The following is a 15,878-nucleotide window of genomic DNA, read 5'->3' on the forward strand; positions in this document are numbered from 1 at the left end:
CGGTTTCCCCCTTGGTAAGTTCAAATCGTGCGCGTTAGTATTTTTGCACCTGCAACGATATGATTGGATCACCACATGAAGAAAGCAGTACGTTTCCAACGCACCCTCATTGCCAGCGCCGTCCTGCTGGCCACTTCCCAGGTTTACGCACAAACGACTGCCTCCGCGCCGGCTGCTGAAGAACAGCAGCAAACCGTGGTGGTGCTGGGCTCGCGCTCCACCGCGAAGACTGCGCTCGATACCGCCGCGCCTGTCGGCCTGATCAATGCCAAGGATATGCAAAGCGCCGGCCCGCTGGAGCTGGGCAAGCTGCTGCAAACCCTGGACCCTTCGTTCAACTTCTCCACCACCTTCATCAGCGACGGCACCGACATCATCCGTCCGGCGACCCTGCGCTCGCTCGGCCCGGACCAGCTGCTGGTGCTGGTGAACGGCAAGCGCCGCCACCAGCAAGCGCTGGTGAACGTGCAGCAAACCATTGGCCGTGGCTCGGCCGGTACCGACATCAACGCCATCCCGCTGTCGGCCATCCACCACATCGAGGTGCTGCGTGACGGCGCTGCCGCCCAGTACGGTTCGGACGCGATTGCCGGCGTGATCAACATCGTGCTGAAATCGAACGTCAACGAAACCGCGCTGAGCGGCCAGGTCGGCACCACCAGCGAAGGCGACGGCGACATGATCTCCGGCAGCGTCAACCGCGGCTGGGCGCTGGGCGAGAACGGCGGCTTCCTGAACCTGTCGCTGGAGTACCGCAAGCGCGATGAAACCAACCGTGCCACCGAAGACTCGCTGCGCGTCAATCCGCCGCGCGTGACCCAGCGCATCGGCGACAGCGATGCCAAAGATGCCTACCTGTGGTGGAACGCTTCGCTGCCGATCGACAAGTCGAGCGAGTTCTACGCCTTCGGCGGCTTCTCCAAGCGCAAGGGCGATTCCTCCGGCTTCTTCCGCTCCAAGGGTGACGGCCGCAACGTGCCTGCCGTGTATCCGGAAGGCTTCCTGCCGAACATCCGCACCACCGTCAGCGACGGCTCCTACGCCTTCGGCTACCGCCGCGACCTGCCGAACGAGTGGAAGGCCGACGTCAGCATCAATCACGGCATGAGCGAACTGGCCTTCCGTGAAGCCAACACCATCAACGTGTCCTACTGGTACGAGCCAAAACCAGGCGGCGGCATCTACGCCGAATCGCCACGCGACGCCGAGACCGGCAAGCTGAAGTTCAACCAGACCACCTTCAACGCCGACATCAAAGGCCCGGTCAAGCTGGGCGGCGAAGAAGTGTTCGTGGCGACCGGCTTTGAATACCGCCGCGACAACTACCAGATCATCGCCGGCGACCCGGTATCCTACCAGTACGGCCGTACCAACAACCCGCTGATCCCGATCACCAACCAGGTGGGCGGCGTGGCCGCTTCCGGCACCCAGGGCTTCCCAGGCTACACCCCGGCCACCGCCGTGGATGAAGGCCGCCACAATATCGCCCTGTTCCTGGATACCGAATACCGTCCATTCCAGGAACTGCTGCTGGCGGGCGCCGTGCGCTACGAGAAGTACTCCGACTTCGGCAGCACCGCGACTGGCAAGCTGAGCATGCGTTGGGATCCGAGCAAGTCGGTCGGCGTACGCGGCAGCGTTTCCTCCGGCTTCCGCGCGCCGGGCGTGCAGCAGAAGTTCTACAGCTCGGTATCGACCAACCTGAACCAGGCGGGTGAACTGACCGAAACCCTGACCGCACGTGAGGGCAGCGCTGTCACCACCGCGCTGGGCATCAAGCCGCTGAAGGAAGAAACCTCGCGCAACGCCTCGGTCGGCCTGGTGCTGCGCCCGGCGAAGAATATGTCGCTGGCGGCTGACGTGTACCAGATCAAGATCAAGGACCGCATCGTGTTCTCCAGCGAAATTTCGCCGGAAGCCAATGGCGGCCCGATCGCCAACGTGCTGAACCCGCTGAAGGTTGGCCAGGCGCAGTTCTTCACCAACGCGGTGGACACCACCACGCGCGGCCTGGACATCGTGGCGGATCACACCACCCGCTTCGAAGGCGCGACCCTGGTGCTGTCCGGCCAGTTGGGCTTCAACAAGACCGAAGTGACCAAGCGCCACTCGCCATCCAGCCTGCTGAGCGGCGAACAGCTGTTCAACCAGGCGCAGGTGACCCTGATCGAACGCGGCCAGCCACGCAAGCACCACGTGGTGGCGGCCGACTACACCTTCGGCAAGTGGAACGTGAATGCGCGCGCCAACTACTACGGTGAAGTGCAAGGCGAAGGCTTCAGCCCGCTGCAAACCTGGGAAGCGAAGTGGATCGCCGATTTGAGCGGCCGCTACAACATCAGCAAAAAGACCAGCGTGTCGGTCGGGTTCAACAACGTGTTCGATACCTATCCGTCTGAGTGGACCAATGGCGGCGACTTCCCGAAACTGGGCTTCAAGTACTGCTGGGAAACCTGCCCGTTCGGCGTGAACGGCCGTTCGATGTACGTGAAGTTTGATACCGCCTTCTAAGCGGCGGTAATCCCGGCAAGGGGCGCTGCGGCGCCCCTTGTCGTTTGCGGCAATCGTTGGTGGGAATTCGCGCATTTTGCGCGATGTGGCGGATGGTATTCTGGGCCATGGAATCGACAGCGCAAAGTGAAGAGTTCATCCGCGTCAACTTCCCCCGCCTGGCGGCGGCACTGGAATACATGCCGGTGGGCGTGACCATTGTTGACCGCGACCTGACCATCCGCTTCTGGAACCCGGCGTTCTGCCAGGTGCAGGGGTTTGCCGCGGGTGTGATGCATCCCGGCATTACGATGGCCGACGTGTTCCGCCATATCGCGCTGCGCGGCGATTACGGGCCGGGCGACATCGAAGCGTCTGTCGCGCAGCGCGTCGCCCTGTGCCTGAAGTTCGAGCCGCATCAATTCACCCGCACCATGGCCAACGGCCTGCAGTTGAACATCATCGGCCGCCCGATCATTGGCGCCGATGGCGCGGTCAGCGGCTTCGTGACCATCTACCACGATGTGACAGCCGAGCGGCGCCACGAGGCGGAGCTGGAGGCCAAGAACCGCGAGCTGGAGCATGCCTGGCAGCAGGCCGAGGCAGCCAGCCAGGCCAAGGGCCATTTCCTGTCGAATATGAGCCACGAGATCCGCACGCCACTCAACTGCGTGATCGGCATGGCCTACCTGGCCCTGAAAACCGAGCTCGACCCGCGCCAGCGCGATTACCTGGAGAAGATCCGCTTTGCCGGCGAGCACGTGCTGGGCCTGATCGACGACATCCTCGACATCTCGAAAATCGAGGCGGGCAAGATGGAATTGCAGCAGGTCGACTTTTCCCTCGGCCAGGTGCTGGAGACGCTGACCACGGTGGTGGCGCCGAAGCTGGCCGGACGCGCGCTGGAGCTGGCCTTCGATATCGATCCGGCCTTGCCGCCCATGCTGGTGGGCGACCCGCTGCGGCTGGGGCAGGTGCTGATCAACTACACCAGCAATGCCATCAAGTTCAGCGAGCAGGGGCGGATCGAGATCCGCGTGCGCAAGCAGGCGGGCGTCAGCCGGGGCTGCCTGGTGCGGTTTGAGGTGAGCGACCAGGGCATCGGCCTGTCGCCGGCGGAAATCGCGCGCCTGTTCGTCTCCTTCCAGCAGGCGGACACCTCCACCACGCGCGCGTATGGCGGCAGCGGACTGGGCCTGGCGATTTGCAGGGAGCTGGCCGGGCTGATGGGCGGCGAAGTCGGCGTCAACAGTGAGCCGGGCCGGGGCAGCACTTTCTGGTTCACGGCCCGTCTGGGTATCCCGGCCATGCAGCTGTCCATCCTGGCCGAGCAGCTGCATGACGCCGCCAGCGGGCTGCTGGCCTCGGCGCACCCGGCGCCGGCGACCGCAGCGCTGCGTGGCGCCCGCATCCTGCTGGCGGAAGACAATGCCTTCAATCAGCAGATTGCCCAGGAAATGCTGGAAGAGGAGGGGGCGCTGGTCCATGTGGCCGGCAATGGCGCCGAAGCGCTTGCGCTGTTCGCCCAGTACGAATTCGACTGCGTGCTGATGGACGTGCAAATGCCGCAGATGGACGGCCTGGAGGCGACGCGCCGCATCCGCGCCGACCCGCGCCTGGCCGGCTTGCCGGTGCTGGCCATGACCGCCACCGCCACCACGGAGGCGCGCCTGCGCTGCATCGAGGCCGGCATGAACGACTTCATTTCCAAACCCATCCAACCGGCCCGCATGTGCCAGACCATTGCCGGCTGGCTGGCGCAGGGCGTGCCGGTGGGCGGCCAGGACGGCTAGGCTTAGGCCGCGTCCAGCCAGTAGCGGTCCAGGTCCTGCAAGCCCCATTGCTCCTGGTCTTCGCGGCCGGTGATACTGTCCAGTGCGCCGGCGGTGGCCAGGTCCAGGGTGAGAGGGGGCAGGTATGTCCGCGACTTGGTCGAATAAAAGACGCGCACCAGGGGCTGCAGCAGCGACTTGCTGTTATCGACCACGACCGCCAGCCGGCCCGACTTGAGCTTGACCAGGGTGCCGACCGGGAAGATGCCGATGCATTTGACGAAGGCGCCAAACAGCTGCGGGTCGAAGTGGCCCTCCTTGCTCCAGTCCGCCATGCGGCGCAGCGACTCCGCCGGGCACCAGCCCGCCTTGTAGGGGCGGTTCGAGGTGATCGCGTCGTACACATCGCAAATGGCGCCCATGCGCGCGTACAGGCTGATTTCTTCCCCCTTCAAGCCGTGCGGGTAGCCGCTGCCGTTGAATTTCTCATGGTGGTGCAGGCACACGTCGAGCACCATGGGCGGCACATTGCCGGTGCCGGCCAGCATATCGTAGCCGGCCATGGGGTGGCCCTTGACCTTGCCGAATTCAACATCGGTCAAGCGGCCGGGCTTGTTCAGGATGTCCAGCGGAATCGCCATTTTGCCGATATCGTGCAGCAGCCCGGCCAGGCCGCACTCGCGCAGCTCCGCATCGGCTAGGCCAATTTGCTTGCCCAGCGCCACCATCATGGCGGACACGGCAACGGAATGCAGGTAGGTATAGTCATCCGCCTGTTTCAGGCGTAGCAGGCTGACCAGCGCGCCCGGGTTGCGCAGGACGGATGAGGCCAGGTCTTCCACCAGCGGCATGATGGAGCCGAAGTTCTGCAGGCGGCCCATGCGGGCATCGTCAAACATACTGCTGACGGCTTGTTTCGATTGCCTCACCAGGCGCGCCGCGTGCTGCAACTCCTCGGCCATGCTGGTCGCCTGCACGTTTTCGAAACGGAAGGGCGCCGGGGGCGCGGCCGGCGCTGGCGCGGGCAGGGGCGGGACGGGCGACTCGGCCTCGGCCACGTCGAGGCCTTTTTCCAGGTCGATCCACAATTCCTTCACCCCGCTTGCCAGCAGTTTATGAACGATTTCCTGGCTATCCAGTGCAAAAGAAGGTGCCCAGAAAGGATTCTTGATCCAGGAGCCGCGCATGGCGTGCACGTACATACCGCGGCGCACCTGGTTGATGGCGATTTTTTTAATCATGGCAAACGGATAAGCAGGCAGGCTCGGGGCAGGGAGCCTTGGAGCAGCAGCAAGCTGCATGTCGAACGCGGGGAGGTGGCGTCCTGGACAGAATAGCACAAAGATAGCGAAAGGAAAAATGGGGATGTACCCCATTTTTTCCTTAGTGGCAGACTGGGCGGCTTTCCTTTTGCTGCGTGTGCGGCAGGCCGCTGGCCATTTCGCGCAGCAGGGCGTCGATCTTGGCCTGATAGGCTTTGACGTTGGTGCTGCTGTCGACGGTGTCCAGCAGGCGGCGGTTGGCGTTGGCGGCCCACAGGTTGCTGTAGCACTGCACCCAGGCATCGGTGTTCAGGCTGGCCGTGAAGTTGGCGGAGACCTGTCCTTTGGCGCGCATGGTGGCCGCGTCCACCAGGCCTTGCGGCGTGGTGTTGGCCGTGGCGCCGGCCAGGATGGAGAGGACCGCGCGTCCCTTGCTGGTGCGGCCACTATTGATCTCGTTTATCCAGTATTGCGCGCCTTCCCCTTCCGGCAGGCGTTTGAAGGCGCCAGCAAAAATGCCGCGCACCAAGGCGCCGGTGTCCTTGTAATTGTGGAAGCCTTGCGATTCTGCGCTGGCGCCCAGGCTGTCGATCAATTCCCGGAGCTGGGCGTTGCTGTCGTAATGCTGGTCAAGCCCTTGCAGGGTGGGCGCCATGCGGATCTCGCGTCCGTCATGGTCGGTGTAGCTGCTTGCACGCGCAACGGCGAGCAACTGGCTGGCAGCTTGCTGCAAGGCGACCGGGTCGGCTGAGCGGCCCAGGTAGCCCAGGTACAGCTGCTGCACCACGGGATACCATGTGCGCCGGGCAAGCGCTTCCGCCGCCGGCTTCAGGGCGCCGTCCGGTTCCAGGAAGGAGTGGCCTTGCTGGGACGGTAGGCTAGACATGGAGAGCGACCACAGCATGTGGCCATGGTTGGCAATGCTCAGGCCATCGAGGAACTTGTTGATATAGCGCTCCTTAGCGGCATCGTCGAAGGTGTCGTCCGGCCGGCCACCGCCGGTGGCCTCGCCAAACTCGCCGATCACCACCGGCAGTTGGCCGAAGATCCTCTCGATCTCGCGCAGGGCGGCACCTTGCACATAGACCACCTGGTCGACGTTGACGAAATTGGTGCCTGGATCCTTCGCCACCCTGGCCTGGTGCGGCGTGATGTACAGGTGCGGGCTGGCGTAGGAGGATATGTCGCGCCAGTATTTGAAGTTCGGGGTCTGGGCCTCGCCCACGGTCGTTGGGTGGTCGTAAGGGTCGTTGGCGCGCACCAAGTTGTACATGGCATGCACCGCGTTGACCACCGAGGCATAGTCGGCGTCGGAGTTCAGGCAGCCAAAGTAGCCGGCATTCCATAGCGGTTCGTTCAGGATGTCCCAGGCCAGCACCGCTGGGTGCGGGCTGAAGGTCTGCACCAGGGTGCGGGCATTGGCTTCGATATCCTTGAAGCTGCGCTTCCAGTAGCACTGCTCGTCATATTTGGTATAGCCATCGATCACCACGACCATTTTCAGGCCGTGGCGCTGTGCCGTATCGAGCACGGTGCGCAACTTATCGGTAACGGCCGCCATATTCGTGGCATTGTCCGGGCCGTACCACTCCAGGTGTACGCTGTCGCAGTATTGCGGGCCGAGCGAATTGCCGGGCACCACGGGCGGTACGATGACCGGCATGCGCAGGTAGCTCAGGCCCATGTCGACCGCATTGCGGGCGATAACGTCGATTTGCTCGGCATTCGGAATCCAGGCCGTGTGGTCGCACTTGCGTTCGTCCTCGTAAGTCTGTTCCAGCACGTTGGCGCCCCGGAAACTGTGGTCGAACAGGCCCGGCGGCGCCGGCGGCGGTGCCTTGACGGGTGGGAAGAGGCGGAACGCCGCGTCCGTTGCGCCGGTGGCCACATCCACGCCGGGGGCGCGGAAGACATCGACCGAGACCAGCGGGGTGGCGTCGCCGAACCATTCGGCGCCTTCCTCGACCAACTGCCAGCCGAATTCATAACTCTTGGCGCGGCCGTATTGTTCGCCGGCAGGCGGCGCGGTGACCGTGAAAGAAAATTGCTTGAGCTGGCCGGGCGCGACCACTTCCCCAGGCGCCAGCAGGATACGGTTCGTGCCCCAGACGATGCTGTCTGTCTGGGCGCGGAAGCCTAGCTTGAAGCGGTCGGCAGTCCAATTGGTGCTGCCCGTGTTCTTTACGGTTACCGAAACCTGGTAGGGGCGGCCCACTTCCATGGTGTGCGGCACGCTTTGGGTGAGGAACCTGGCGTTGTTGGCGGCGATAGCAGTAGTGCCGATTGTCAACCCGGCAATAAAGAGCAGGGCCAAACGGGAAAGGAAGTGGCTCATGGGGAAGATGCTTTGGGTAAAGAAAATATTTTAGCAGAAAGATAATAACTAGCGTTCCATCATCTAAGCAAATGACAAAAGGTTAGTTTGGTTTATAACGCGCCAATGCGACGATGCGTCCCTGTTAGTCGAAAATGTAATAAGGGAGCGCGCATGTCTGCAGTTGCTGCATCAGTCCCAACCCCGGCGCCGCTGGCGGCGGGGAAGGTCAAGGCCAGGAAGGCGCCCTATCGGGTGATGCCGGGCTTTAACCTGTCGCTGGGATTCACCATCCTGTACCTGACCCTGATCGTGCTGATCCCGCTGTCGGCGATCTTCCTCAAGACCTTCACCATGACCTGGGAAGGCTTCTGGGCGGCCGTGACGTCCGAGCGCGTGGTGGCTTCCTATAAGCTGACCTTCGGCGCTTCCTTCATTGGCGCGGTGGTGAATGTCTTCTTCGGCGGCATCGTGGCCTGGGTGCTGGTGCGCTATAAATTCCCCGGCAAGCGCATTGTCGACGCGCTGGTCGACCTGCCGTTCGCGCTGCCGACCGCCGTCGCCGGCATTACCCTGACGGCGCTGTATTCGTCCAACGGCTGGTTCGGCCGCTTTATCGAAGGCGTGCTGGGTATCAAGGTGGCCTTCACCCCGCTGGGCGTGGTGGTGGCGCTGACCTTCATCGGCCTGCCATTCGTGGTGCGTACCGTGCAGCCGGTGCTGGAGGATGCCGAGCGCGAGCTGGAAGAAGCCGCGGCCAGCCTGGGCGCTTCGGCCTTCCAGACCTTCCGCCGCGTGGTGTTCCCGACCATCCTGCCTTCTCTGCTGACCGGCTTTGCGCTGGCCTTTGCGCGTGCTACCGGCGAATTCGGCTCTGTCATTTTCATCGCCGGCAATATGCCGCTGGTGTCCGAGATTACCCCGCTGTTCATCATCACCAAGCTGGAACAGTACGACTACGCTGGCGCTACCGCCATTGCCGTGGTGATGCTGGTCGCTTCCTTCATCATGCTGCTGGCGATTAACCTGCTGCAGGCCTGGACCCGGAGGACTGGCAAATGAGCGGCACCGCAACTCCAATCCGCCGCGGCGAACTGCCGCAACGCCATGACGTGCTGGAGCCGCGCTGGGTGCGCTGGACCCTGATCGGCGTGGCGCTGACCTTCCTCACCCTGTTCCTGTTCGTGCCGCTGGTGGCTGTCTTCACCGAGGCGCTGAAAAAGGGCTGGGACGTGTACGCCGAGGCGATCATCGATGAAGATGCGATCTCCGCCATCAAACTGACTTTGCTGACCGCCGCCATTGCGGTGCCGTTCAACCTGGTGTTCGGCGTGGCCGCGTCCTGGGCCATCACCAAGTTCGAGTTCCGCGGCAAAAGCCTGCTGCTCACGCTGATCGACCTGCCGTTCTCGGTGTCGCCGGTGATTTCGGGCCTGATCTATGTGCTGCTGTTTGGCGCCCAGGGCTGGTTCGGCCCGTGGCTGGCGGAGCACGACATCAAGATCCTGTTCGCGGTGCCGGGCATTGTGATCGCCACCGTGTTCATCACCTTCCCGTTCGTGGCGCGTGAACTGATCCCGCTGATGCAGGCGCAGGGCAGTGAAGAAGAGGAGGCGGCCGTGGTGCTGGGCGCCAACGGCTGGCAGACCTTCTTCCGTGTGACCCTGCCGAATATCAAGTGGGGCCTGCTGTACGGCGTGATCCTGTGTAACGCCCGTGCCATGGGCGAGTTCGGCGCGGTGTCGGTGGTGTCCGGCCATATCCGCGGCGAGACCAACACCATGCCGCTGCAGGTGGAGATACTCTACAACGAATACAACTTCGCCGCCGCCTTTGCCGTGGCATCGCTGCTGGCGCTGCTGGCGCTGGTGACCCTGGCGGTGAAAACCTTTATCGAATGGCGTCTGCACGAGAACTACGACGACGCGAAGGAGCAATGATATGACGATCGCAGTCAAGAACATCAACAAGCGTTTCGGCGACTTTGTCGCCCTGGATAATGTCTCGCTCGATTTCCCGCAAGGCGAGCTGACCGCGCTGCTGGGCCCGTCGGGCTGCGGCAAGACCACGCTGCTGCGCTGCATCGCCGGCCTGGAGCACCCGGACTCCGGCTCCGTTCTGCTCGATGGCGAAGATGCCTCGGACCGCCATGTGCGCGAACGCCAGGTGGGTTTCGTGTTCCAGCACTATGCGCTGTTCAAGCATATGACCGTGTTCGAGAACGTGGCGTTCGGCCTGCGCGTCAAGCCGCGCAAGGAGCGTCCGTCGGAAGAGCAGATCCGGCGCAAGGTGAAAGACTTGCTGGAGCTGGTGCAGCTCGACTGGCTGGCCGACCGCTATCCGCCGCAGCTGTCCGGCGGCCAACGCCAGCGTATCGCCCTGGCGCGCGCCCTGGCCGTGGAGCCGCGCGTGCTGCTGCTGGACGAGCCGTTCGGCGCGCTGGACGCCAAGGTGCGCAAGGAGCTGCGCCGCTGGCTGCGCCGCCTGCACGACGAGCTGCACGTGACCTCCATCTTCGTCACCCACGACCAGGAAGAGGCGCTGGAAGTGGCGGACCGCGTGGTGCTGATGAACAAAGGCCACGTCGAGCAACTGGGCTCGCCGGACGAGGTCTATAACCATCCCGCCTCGCCCTTCGTGTACGGCTTCCTGGGCAACGTCAACGTGTTCCATGGCCGTGTGCATGAAGGCGTGCTGGCCAGCGACGGCGTGGAATTCGACGTGGAAGGCCACGGCAGCGGCAAAGGCGCGGCCTACATCCGCCCGCACGACCTGGAAGTGGAACGCTACGAACCGGGCGCGGAAGGCATCGTGGTCAAGCTGCGCCGCGCGCACGCGATCGGCCCGCTGGCCCAACTGGACCTGGAACGCACCGACAACGCGCAGATTATTGAAGCGACGATTTCCAACGAACGCTATATCGCATTGAACCTGAAAGACGGCGAGACGCTGGTGGTACGTCCCAAGCGCCTGCGCGTCTTTGTCGACGAGGGCGCTCACGCATGAATTTCCAACAGCTACGCTCCGTGCGCGAAGCCGCGCGCCGCAACTACAACCTGACCGATGTCGCCAACGCGCTCTTCACTTCGCAGCCCGGCGTGAGCCGCCAGATCCGCGAGCTGGAGGATGAACTGGGTGTCGTCATCTTCGAGCGCAACGGCAAGCGCCTGACCGGCCTGACCGAGCCGGGCAAGGGCATCCTGAAGATCGTCGACCGCCTGCTGGTGGAGGCGGAAAACCTGCAGCAGGCCAGCCTGGAATTCACCGGCCAGAAAAGCGGCACCTTGTCCATTGCAGCGACCCACACCCAGGCGCGCTACGCGCTGCCGAAGGCGGTCTCGCATTTCCGCAACGAGTTCCCGGACGTGCGCATCGCCTTGCAGCAAAGCGCGCCCGACCATATCGCGGAATGGGTCCTGTCGGGCAAGGCGGATATCGGCATCGCCACCGAGGGCCTGTCGCAATTCCCCGACCTGGTCTCCTTCCCCTGCTACCGCTGGAGCCATTTGATCGTGGTGCCGGATCACCATCCGCTGCTGACGCGCTCCCCGATCCGCCTGGAAGACCTGGCCGACTACCCGCTGATCACCTACGACCTGGGTTTCACTGGCCGCGGACACATCGACGCCGCCTTCGAGAAGGCCGGCGTGCGCCCGGACATCGTGCTGACCGCGATGGATTCGGACGTGATCAAGCAGTACGTGGCGCTCGGCCTGGGCGTTGGCGTGGTGGCCTCCATGGCCTTTGACCATGGCCGCGACAAGGGCCTGCGCGCCATTGAAGCCTCGCACCTGTTTGCGGTAAATACAACAAGACTGGCGTTGCGTAAGGGAGCATATTTGCGCTCGTACGCCTATGAATTTATCTCGCAGTTTGCCCCGGATCTGAAACGCAGCGAAATCGAGCAAGCCTTGCAGGGAGGCGATGCCCTGCAACCTTGAGGAGGTTGTATGGGAATCGGTAACTGGAACATCGGCGTCCGCCTGGCCGCCGGATTGGGTCTCGTACTGGCCTTCATGGTTGATTGCCGTCACCGGCATTGTCAGCCGGGGCAAGTCAATTCAAGCAGCAAGGCTGAAGGGGATTGGGAAGCGTTTCAATCCCCTGGCTGGTGCTTAAAACTCCTCCCAACCGTCGCTGCCGTTGGCGGCGACGGCCGCCTTCTTAGCTGCAGCTGGGGCCGGCCGTGCCTTGGTGTGCGGGCGCAGGGGCGTGACGCTTGCTTTGGGCTGCGGCGCGGCCAGGCGTGCGCGCTGCGCCGAAGGCTTGGATAGCACTGCTACCGCAGCGTGGGGGGCATTCGCCAGGCGGAACACGCTGACCGCCTGCGACAGCGAGGCCGCCTGATCCTGCAAGGCGCCTGCCGCTGCAGCCGCTTGCTCCACCAGCGCGGCGTTCTGCTGCGTCGCATTATCCATCTGCACCACGGCTTCATTGATTTGTTCGATGCCCGCGCTTTGTTCGCCGCTGGCGGACGAAATTTCGGCAATGATATCCGACACCTGGCGCACGCTGGTGACCACTTCCTGCATGGTGCTGCCGGCCTGGTCGACCAGGCGGCTGCCTTCTTCAACCTGCGCCACAGAATTGTCGATCAGCTGTTTGATTTCCTTGGCAGCGCCCGAGGCGCGCTGCGCCAGGTTGCGCACTTCCGACGCCACCACCGCAAAGCCGCGCCCCTGTTCGCCCGCGCGCGCCGCTTCCACCGCCGCATTCAGCGCCAGGATATTGGTCTGGAAGGCGATGCCGTCGATAACCGAGATGATTTCCACGATCTTGTAGGCCGATTCGTTGATGGCGCTCATCTTGTCCACCACCTGCGACACCACCACCCCGCCGCGCTGCGCCACCTCGGACGCATTGCCCGCCAGCTGGTTGGCCTGGCGCGCGTTGTCGGCGTTCTGGCGCACGGTGGAGGTCAGCTCTTCCATCGAGGACGCGGTTTCCTCCAGCGAGCCGGCCTGCTGCTCGGTGCGCGAGGACAGGTCCATATTGCCGCTGGCGATTTCCGCTGAAGCGGTGCTGATCGAATCGGTAGCCTGGCGCACGTTGCCGACGATGCCGGACAGGCTGTCGTTCATGGCGCGCAGCGCGGCCAGCAGCTTGCCCGTTTCGTCGTTGCTGTTCACTTCAATGTATTGCGTCAGGTCGCCGGCAGCTACTGCTTCGGCCACGCGCACGGCGCGGTTCAGGGGCAGGGTAATGCTGCGCACCAGCCACCAGCCGATGGCAGCGGCCAGCGACAGGCCCCCCACCAGCAGGACAATGACCTCGACGCGCAGCGTTTCGTAAGTGCTCTGTGACGTCTCGAATTCCTTCTTGCCCACTTCGATCTGCAACTCGATCAGTTCGTTCATGGCATCGCGCAATGGCAGGAAGTTGGTCTCCATCGGGCCGTGCAGCACGCTCTTGAGCTGTTCGATGTCGCCTTGTTTGGCCGCTTCCAGCGCTGGCTTCAGGCCATCTTGCACGAACGTGGCGCGGGCCGAGGCGAAACGGTCTGCCAGCACTTTTTCATCCGGCGTGACGAAGGTTTCGGCATAGGCCTTCCATAACTCGTTGGCGCGCACGACATTCTTCTCCACCGTCGCGACCAGGGCGGGCAGCTTGGAGGCATCGTCGCTGGCAGCCTTGCTGATGGCGATCTGGTTGCGGTTGACCGTGCGGATCACACCATCCAGCTGCCCCAGCGCGACCAGGCGGTCCTTATAGACTGTCTCCAGCGCACTGTTGGACTTGGACAGGCTGGTAACGCCGGCGATGCCGACCACCGTCATGATGAGGGATAGGATTGCTAGTGCCGCCACCAGGCGGGCTTTGATCGAAAGATTTTTAAGCATGGACGGCTCCATCCGAGGGCGCGGCTGCGCCTGGAAGAAATAACTTCTTTGGGATGTGTAGAAGCCGCGAAGGTGGGGCGGCGAGGAGGCAGGGCGCTTGGACGCGCTATTTTTCGGTCACCCTGAACCTCGATGCTAGCAACAAAGCTTCCCTTATGGCAAGTGATAATGTGTGAGAATGTGGCGGGGCGGTGACAGATAGTTACAACGGCTGCTGGCGATGCCTGCTCAGGAAGTCCCAGATCACGCCATTGGCGTCGATATCGCGGCTGGTTCTCCCGAGCGGCAGCCCGACATTGAAAGCATCGGCGCCGGGCCAGGTGTGGCCACCATTCCGCACCGTGACTAGCGCCACACCCACGCCAGCCTGGCTTTGCTCGGTGAACGCGACGCTGGTGCCGTCATGCTGGTCGGTATCCACGCTGCGCTCCGTCATGGCGGCGTCGGTGATGCCGTTGTTCTTCAGCCAGTATTGATAGGATGCGTTCGCCGACAGGTAGCCTTCGTCCTTGCCAGCAAAGGCAACGATCTGGTCAGCCGTCCCGTGCAGGTGCAGGACGCCGACTCTTCCGCGCCGGGCCGCCTGCGCGGCCAGCCGATGCGGTGTGGTGGCGCCGACCGCCGCCACGGCCGCGAACAGGTGCGGCAGCTCGGCCGCCAGGCGCAAGCTGAAGAAGCCGCCGCGCGACAGGCCGGTGGCGTAGACGCGGCGCGGGTCGATGCGGAAGTCCTGTTTCAGCTTGGCCAACATCGCCTCGGTAAAGCCGATGTCGTCCGGCCCCTCGCTTGGCGTGTGCTCAAAGCCGACGTTCCAATCCTGCTTGATCCCTTGCGGGTAGACCACGATGAAATGCTCGCGTTCCGCCGTGCGGTTCATTTGGGTGTAGAGCATTTGCTCGCGCATGGTCATGCCGCCGCCGTGGTAGTTGATCACGACGGGGAATTGGCGCTGCGTTTGCTCGGCGTAGGAAGCCGGTGTGTAGACGATGTACTTGCGCTTCACGTCCTGGTGCGTGAGGCGCTGCTCCTGCGCCATGGCGGCGGCAGGCAGGCAGAGTGCAACGATAAGCAGGAGTATTTTCATGGCGGCGCCCTAAGGTAGTGGTGAAGCATCTACCTTAAGCGACCGCCTGTGAAGCGGATGTGAACGGCCTACTGGCCCGGATTGGGCAGGCTGGCGTGGATCGCGTCCACCGCCGCCATGACTTGCGGCGACAGCCTGACGTTGATTGCGTCGATATTCTCGCCCAGTTGCGCCAGCGAGGTGGCGCCGACAATGGTGGAGGCGACGAACCAGCGCGAGTAGCACCAGCCTAGTGCCAGCTGGGTCGGTGTCAGACCGTTGTCGCGCGCCAGTTTGGCGTATTGCGCCACCGCGTCCAGCACGCCCTGACGCAGGTAGCGCGGGCTCCAGCTGGCCGGGAAGATGGTCAGGCGGCCGTGCGCTTTTGGATTGTCGAGGTACTTGGCCGTGAGCTGGCCGAAAGCCAGCGGGCTATATGCCAGCAGGCTTACTTGCTCGCGGAAACAGGTTTCGTCCAGGAAGCTGGTTTCGAAATGGCGCGCGGTCAGGTTGTACAGGTTCTGGATGGTGGCAATGCGCGGCAGGCCTTTCATCTCGGCCTGCTTGATGCATTCCGACACGCCCCAGCAGCTTTCGTTCGACACGCCGATGTGGCGGATCTTGCCTTCCTTGATCAATTCGCCCAGCACCGCCAGCGATTCCTCCAGCGCCACGCTGTGGCGCTCCTTCTCAGGGTCGAACTGGCTGGCGCCGAAGATCGGCACATTGCGGCTTGGCCAGTGCAGCTGGTACAGGTCGATATAGTCGGTCTGCAGACGCTGCAGGCTGGTCTCCACCGCCGCGCGGATATGGGCCGCGTTGTGGTTGCTCTTGCCCTTGCGGATCCAGTGCATATAAGGATTCGGGCCGACGATCTTGGTGGCCAGCACCACATCGCCGCGGCGGCCCGATTTTTTCAGCCAGCTGCCGATAAAGCGCTCGGTGGCACCCTGGGTCTCAGCGGCGGGACGTACTGGATACAGCTCCGCCGTGTCGATGAAATTGATGCCGCGTTCCAGCGCGTAGTCGATTTGCGCGTGCGCTTCGGCTTCGGTGTTCTGCTCGCCGAAGGTCATCGTACCGAGGCAGATTTTGCTGACCTGCAGGTCGCTGCGGCCCAGGGTGATCTTTTCCATC

11 protein-coding genes are annotated in these 15,878 nt (G+C 63.4%); 6 read left to right on the forward strand and 5 right to left on the reverse strand.

Translation table 11 applies throughout. The annotated features are described in order from the left end of the window. Window positions 1-75: 75 nt before the first annotated feature. Both GTP41_RS06710 and GTP41_RS06715 read left to right on the forward strand, forming a co-directional pair. The gene (locus tag GTP41_RS06710) at window positions 76-2,511 is read left to right on the forward strand and encodes a TonB-dependent receptor plug domain-containing protein (RefSeq protein ID WP_161024798.1); all 2,436 of its coding nucleotides are present in this window, start codon (window positions 76-78) and stop codon (window positions 2,509-2,511) included. A 107-nt stretch (window positions 2,512-2,618) separates the two neighbouring features. Further along, the gene (locus GTP41_RS06715; protein WP_161024799.1) at window positions 2,619-4,283 is read left to right on the forward strand and encodes a response regulator; all 1,665 of its coding nucleotides are present in this window, start codon (window positions 2,619-2,621) and stop codon (window positions 4,281-4,283) included. Between the two features lie 2 nt (window positions 4,284-4,285). Here GTP41_RS06715 and GTP41_RS06720 read toward each other — a convergent pair whose 3' ends face one another. Together GTP41_RS06720 and GTP41_RS06725 are read right to left on the reverse strand one after the other, a co-directional pair. Continuing rightward, the gene (locus GTP41_RS06720) at window positions 4,286-5,503 is read right to left on the reverse strand and encodes an HD-GYP domain-containing protein (RefSeq protein WP_161024800.1); all 1,218 of its coding nucleotides are present in this window, start codon (window positions 5,501-5,503) and stop codon (window positions 4,286-4,288) included. A gap of 142 nt (window positions 5,504-5,645) precedes the next feature. Further along, entirely contained in the window at window positions 5,646-7,859 is a 2,214-nt protein-coding gene (locus tag GTP41_RS06725) for a cellulase family glycosylhydrolase (protein WP_161024801.1), read from the reverse strand. Window positions 7,860-8,012: 153 nt separating this feature from the next. On the opposite strand from GTP41_RS06725, the gene cysT reads away from it, so the two are divergent. From cysT to GTP41_RS06745, 4 genes are read left to right on the forward strand one after another with little or no spacing between them, the layout of a single operon-like run. Next, window positions 8,013-8,900 (forward strand): sulfate ABC transporter permease subunit CysT, encoded by an 888-nt coding sequence (cysT, locus tag GTP41_RS06730; protein WP_371867289.1) that lies wholly within the window; start codon window positions 8,013-8,015, stop codon window positions 8,898-8,900. Next, window positions 8,897-9,778, forward strand: a complete 882-nt coding sequence (cysW, locus tag GTP41_RS06735) for a sulfate ABC transporter permease subunit CysW (RefSeq protein ID WP_161024802.1) — start codon at window positions 8,897-8,899, stop codon at window positions 9,776-9,778. Before cysT ends, cysW begins: the two co-directional genes overlap by 4 nt. Before the next feature lies 1 nt (window position 9,779). Next, window positions 9,780-10,844, forward strand: a complete 1,065-nt coding sequence (locus tag GTP41_RS06740) for a sulfate/molybdate ABC transporter ATP-binding protein (RefSeq protein WP_161024803.1) — start codon at window positions 9,780-9,782, stop codon at window positions 10,842-10,844. Further along, entirely contained in the window at window positions 10,841-11,779 is a 939-nt protein-coding gene (locus GTP41_RS06745; RefSeq protein ID WP_161024804.1) for a CysB family HTH-type transcriptional regulator, read from the forward strand. The genes GTP41_RS06740 and GTP41_RS06745 overlap by 4 nt, the downstream gene beginning before the upstream one ends. Before the next feature lie 174 nt (window positions 11,780-11,953). Here GTP41_RS06745 and GTP41_RS06750 read toward each other — a convergent pair whose 3' ends face one another. The 3 genes from GTP41_RS06750 to GTP41_RS06760 all read right to left on the reverse strand — a co-directional run bounded on the left by GTP41_RS06750 (window position 11,954) and on the right by GTP41_RS06760 (window position 15,877). Then, complete coding sequence (locus tag GTP41_RS06750) at window positions 11,954-13,678, reverse strand: methyl-accepting chemotaxis protein (RefSeq protein ID WP_161024805.1); 1,725 nt, start codon at window positions 13,676-13,678, stop codon at window positions 11,954-11,956. Window positions 13,679-13,880: 202 nt separating this feature from the next. Next, complete coding sequence (locus tag GTP41_RS06755; RefSeq protein ID WP_161024806.1) at window positions 13,881-14,762, reverse strand: extracellular catalytic domain type 1 short-chain-length polyhydroxyalkanoate depolymerase; 882 nt, start codon at window positions 14,760-14,762, stop codon at window positions 13,881-13,883. Window positions 14,763-14,830: 68 nt separating this feature from the next. Then, window positions 14,831-15,877 (reverse strand): aldo/keto reductase, encoded by a 1,047-nt coding sequence (locus GTP41_RS06760; RefSeq protein ID WP_161024807.1) that lies wholly within the window; start codon window positions 15,875-15,877, stop codon window positions 14,831-14,833. Between the last annotated feature and the right edge of the window lies 1 nt (window position 15,878).

Origin of the sequence: Pseudoduganella guangdongensis, from assembly GCF_009857475.1 — a bacterium.
In the GTDB taxonomy this organism is placed as follows: Bacteria; Pseudomonadota; Gammaproteobacteria; order Burkholderiales; family Burkholderiaceae_D; genus Rugamonas; species Rugamonas guangdongensis.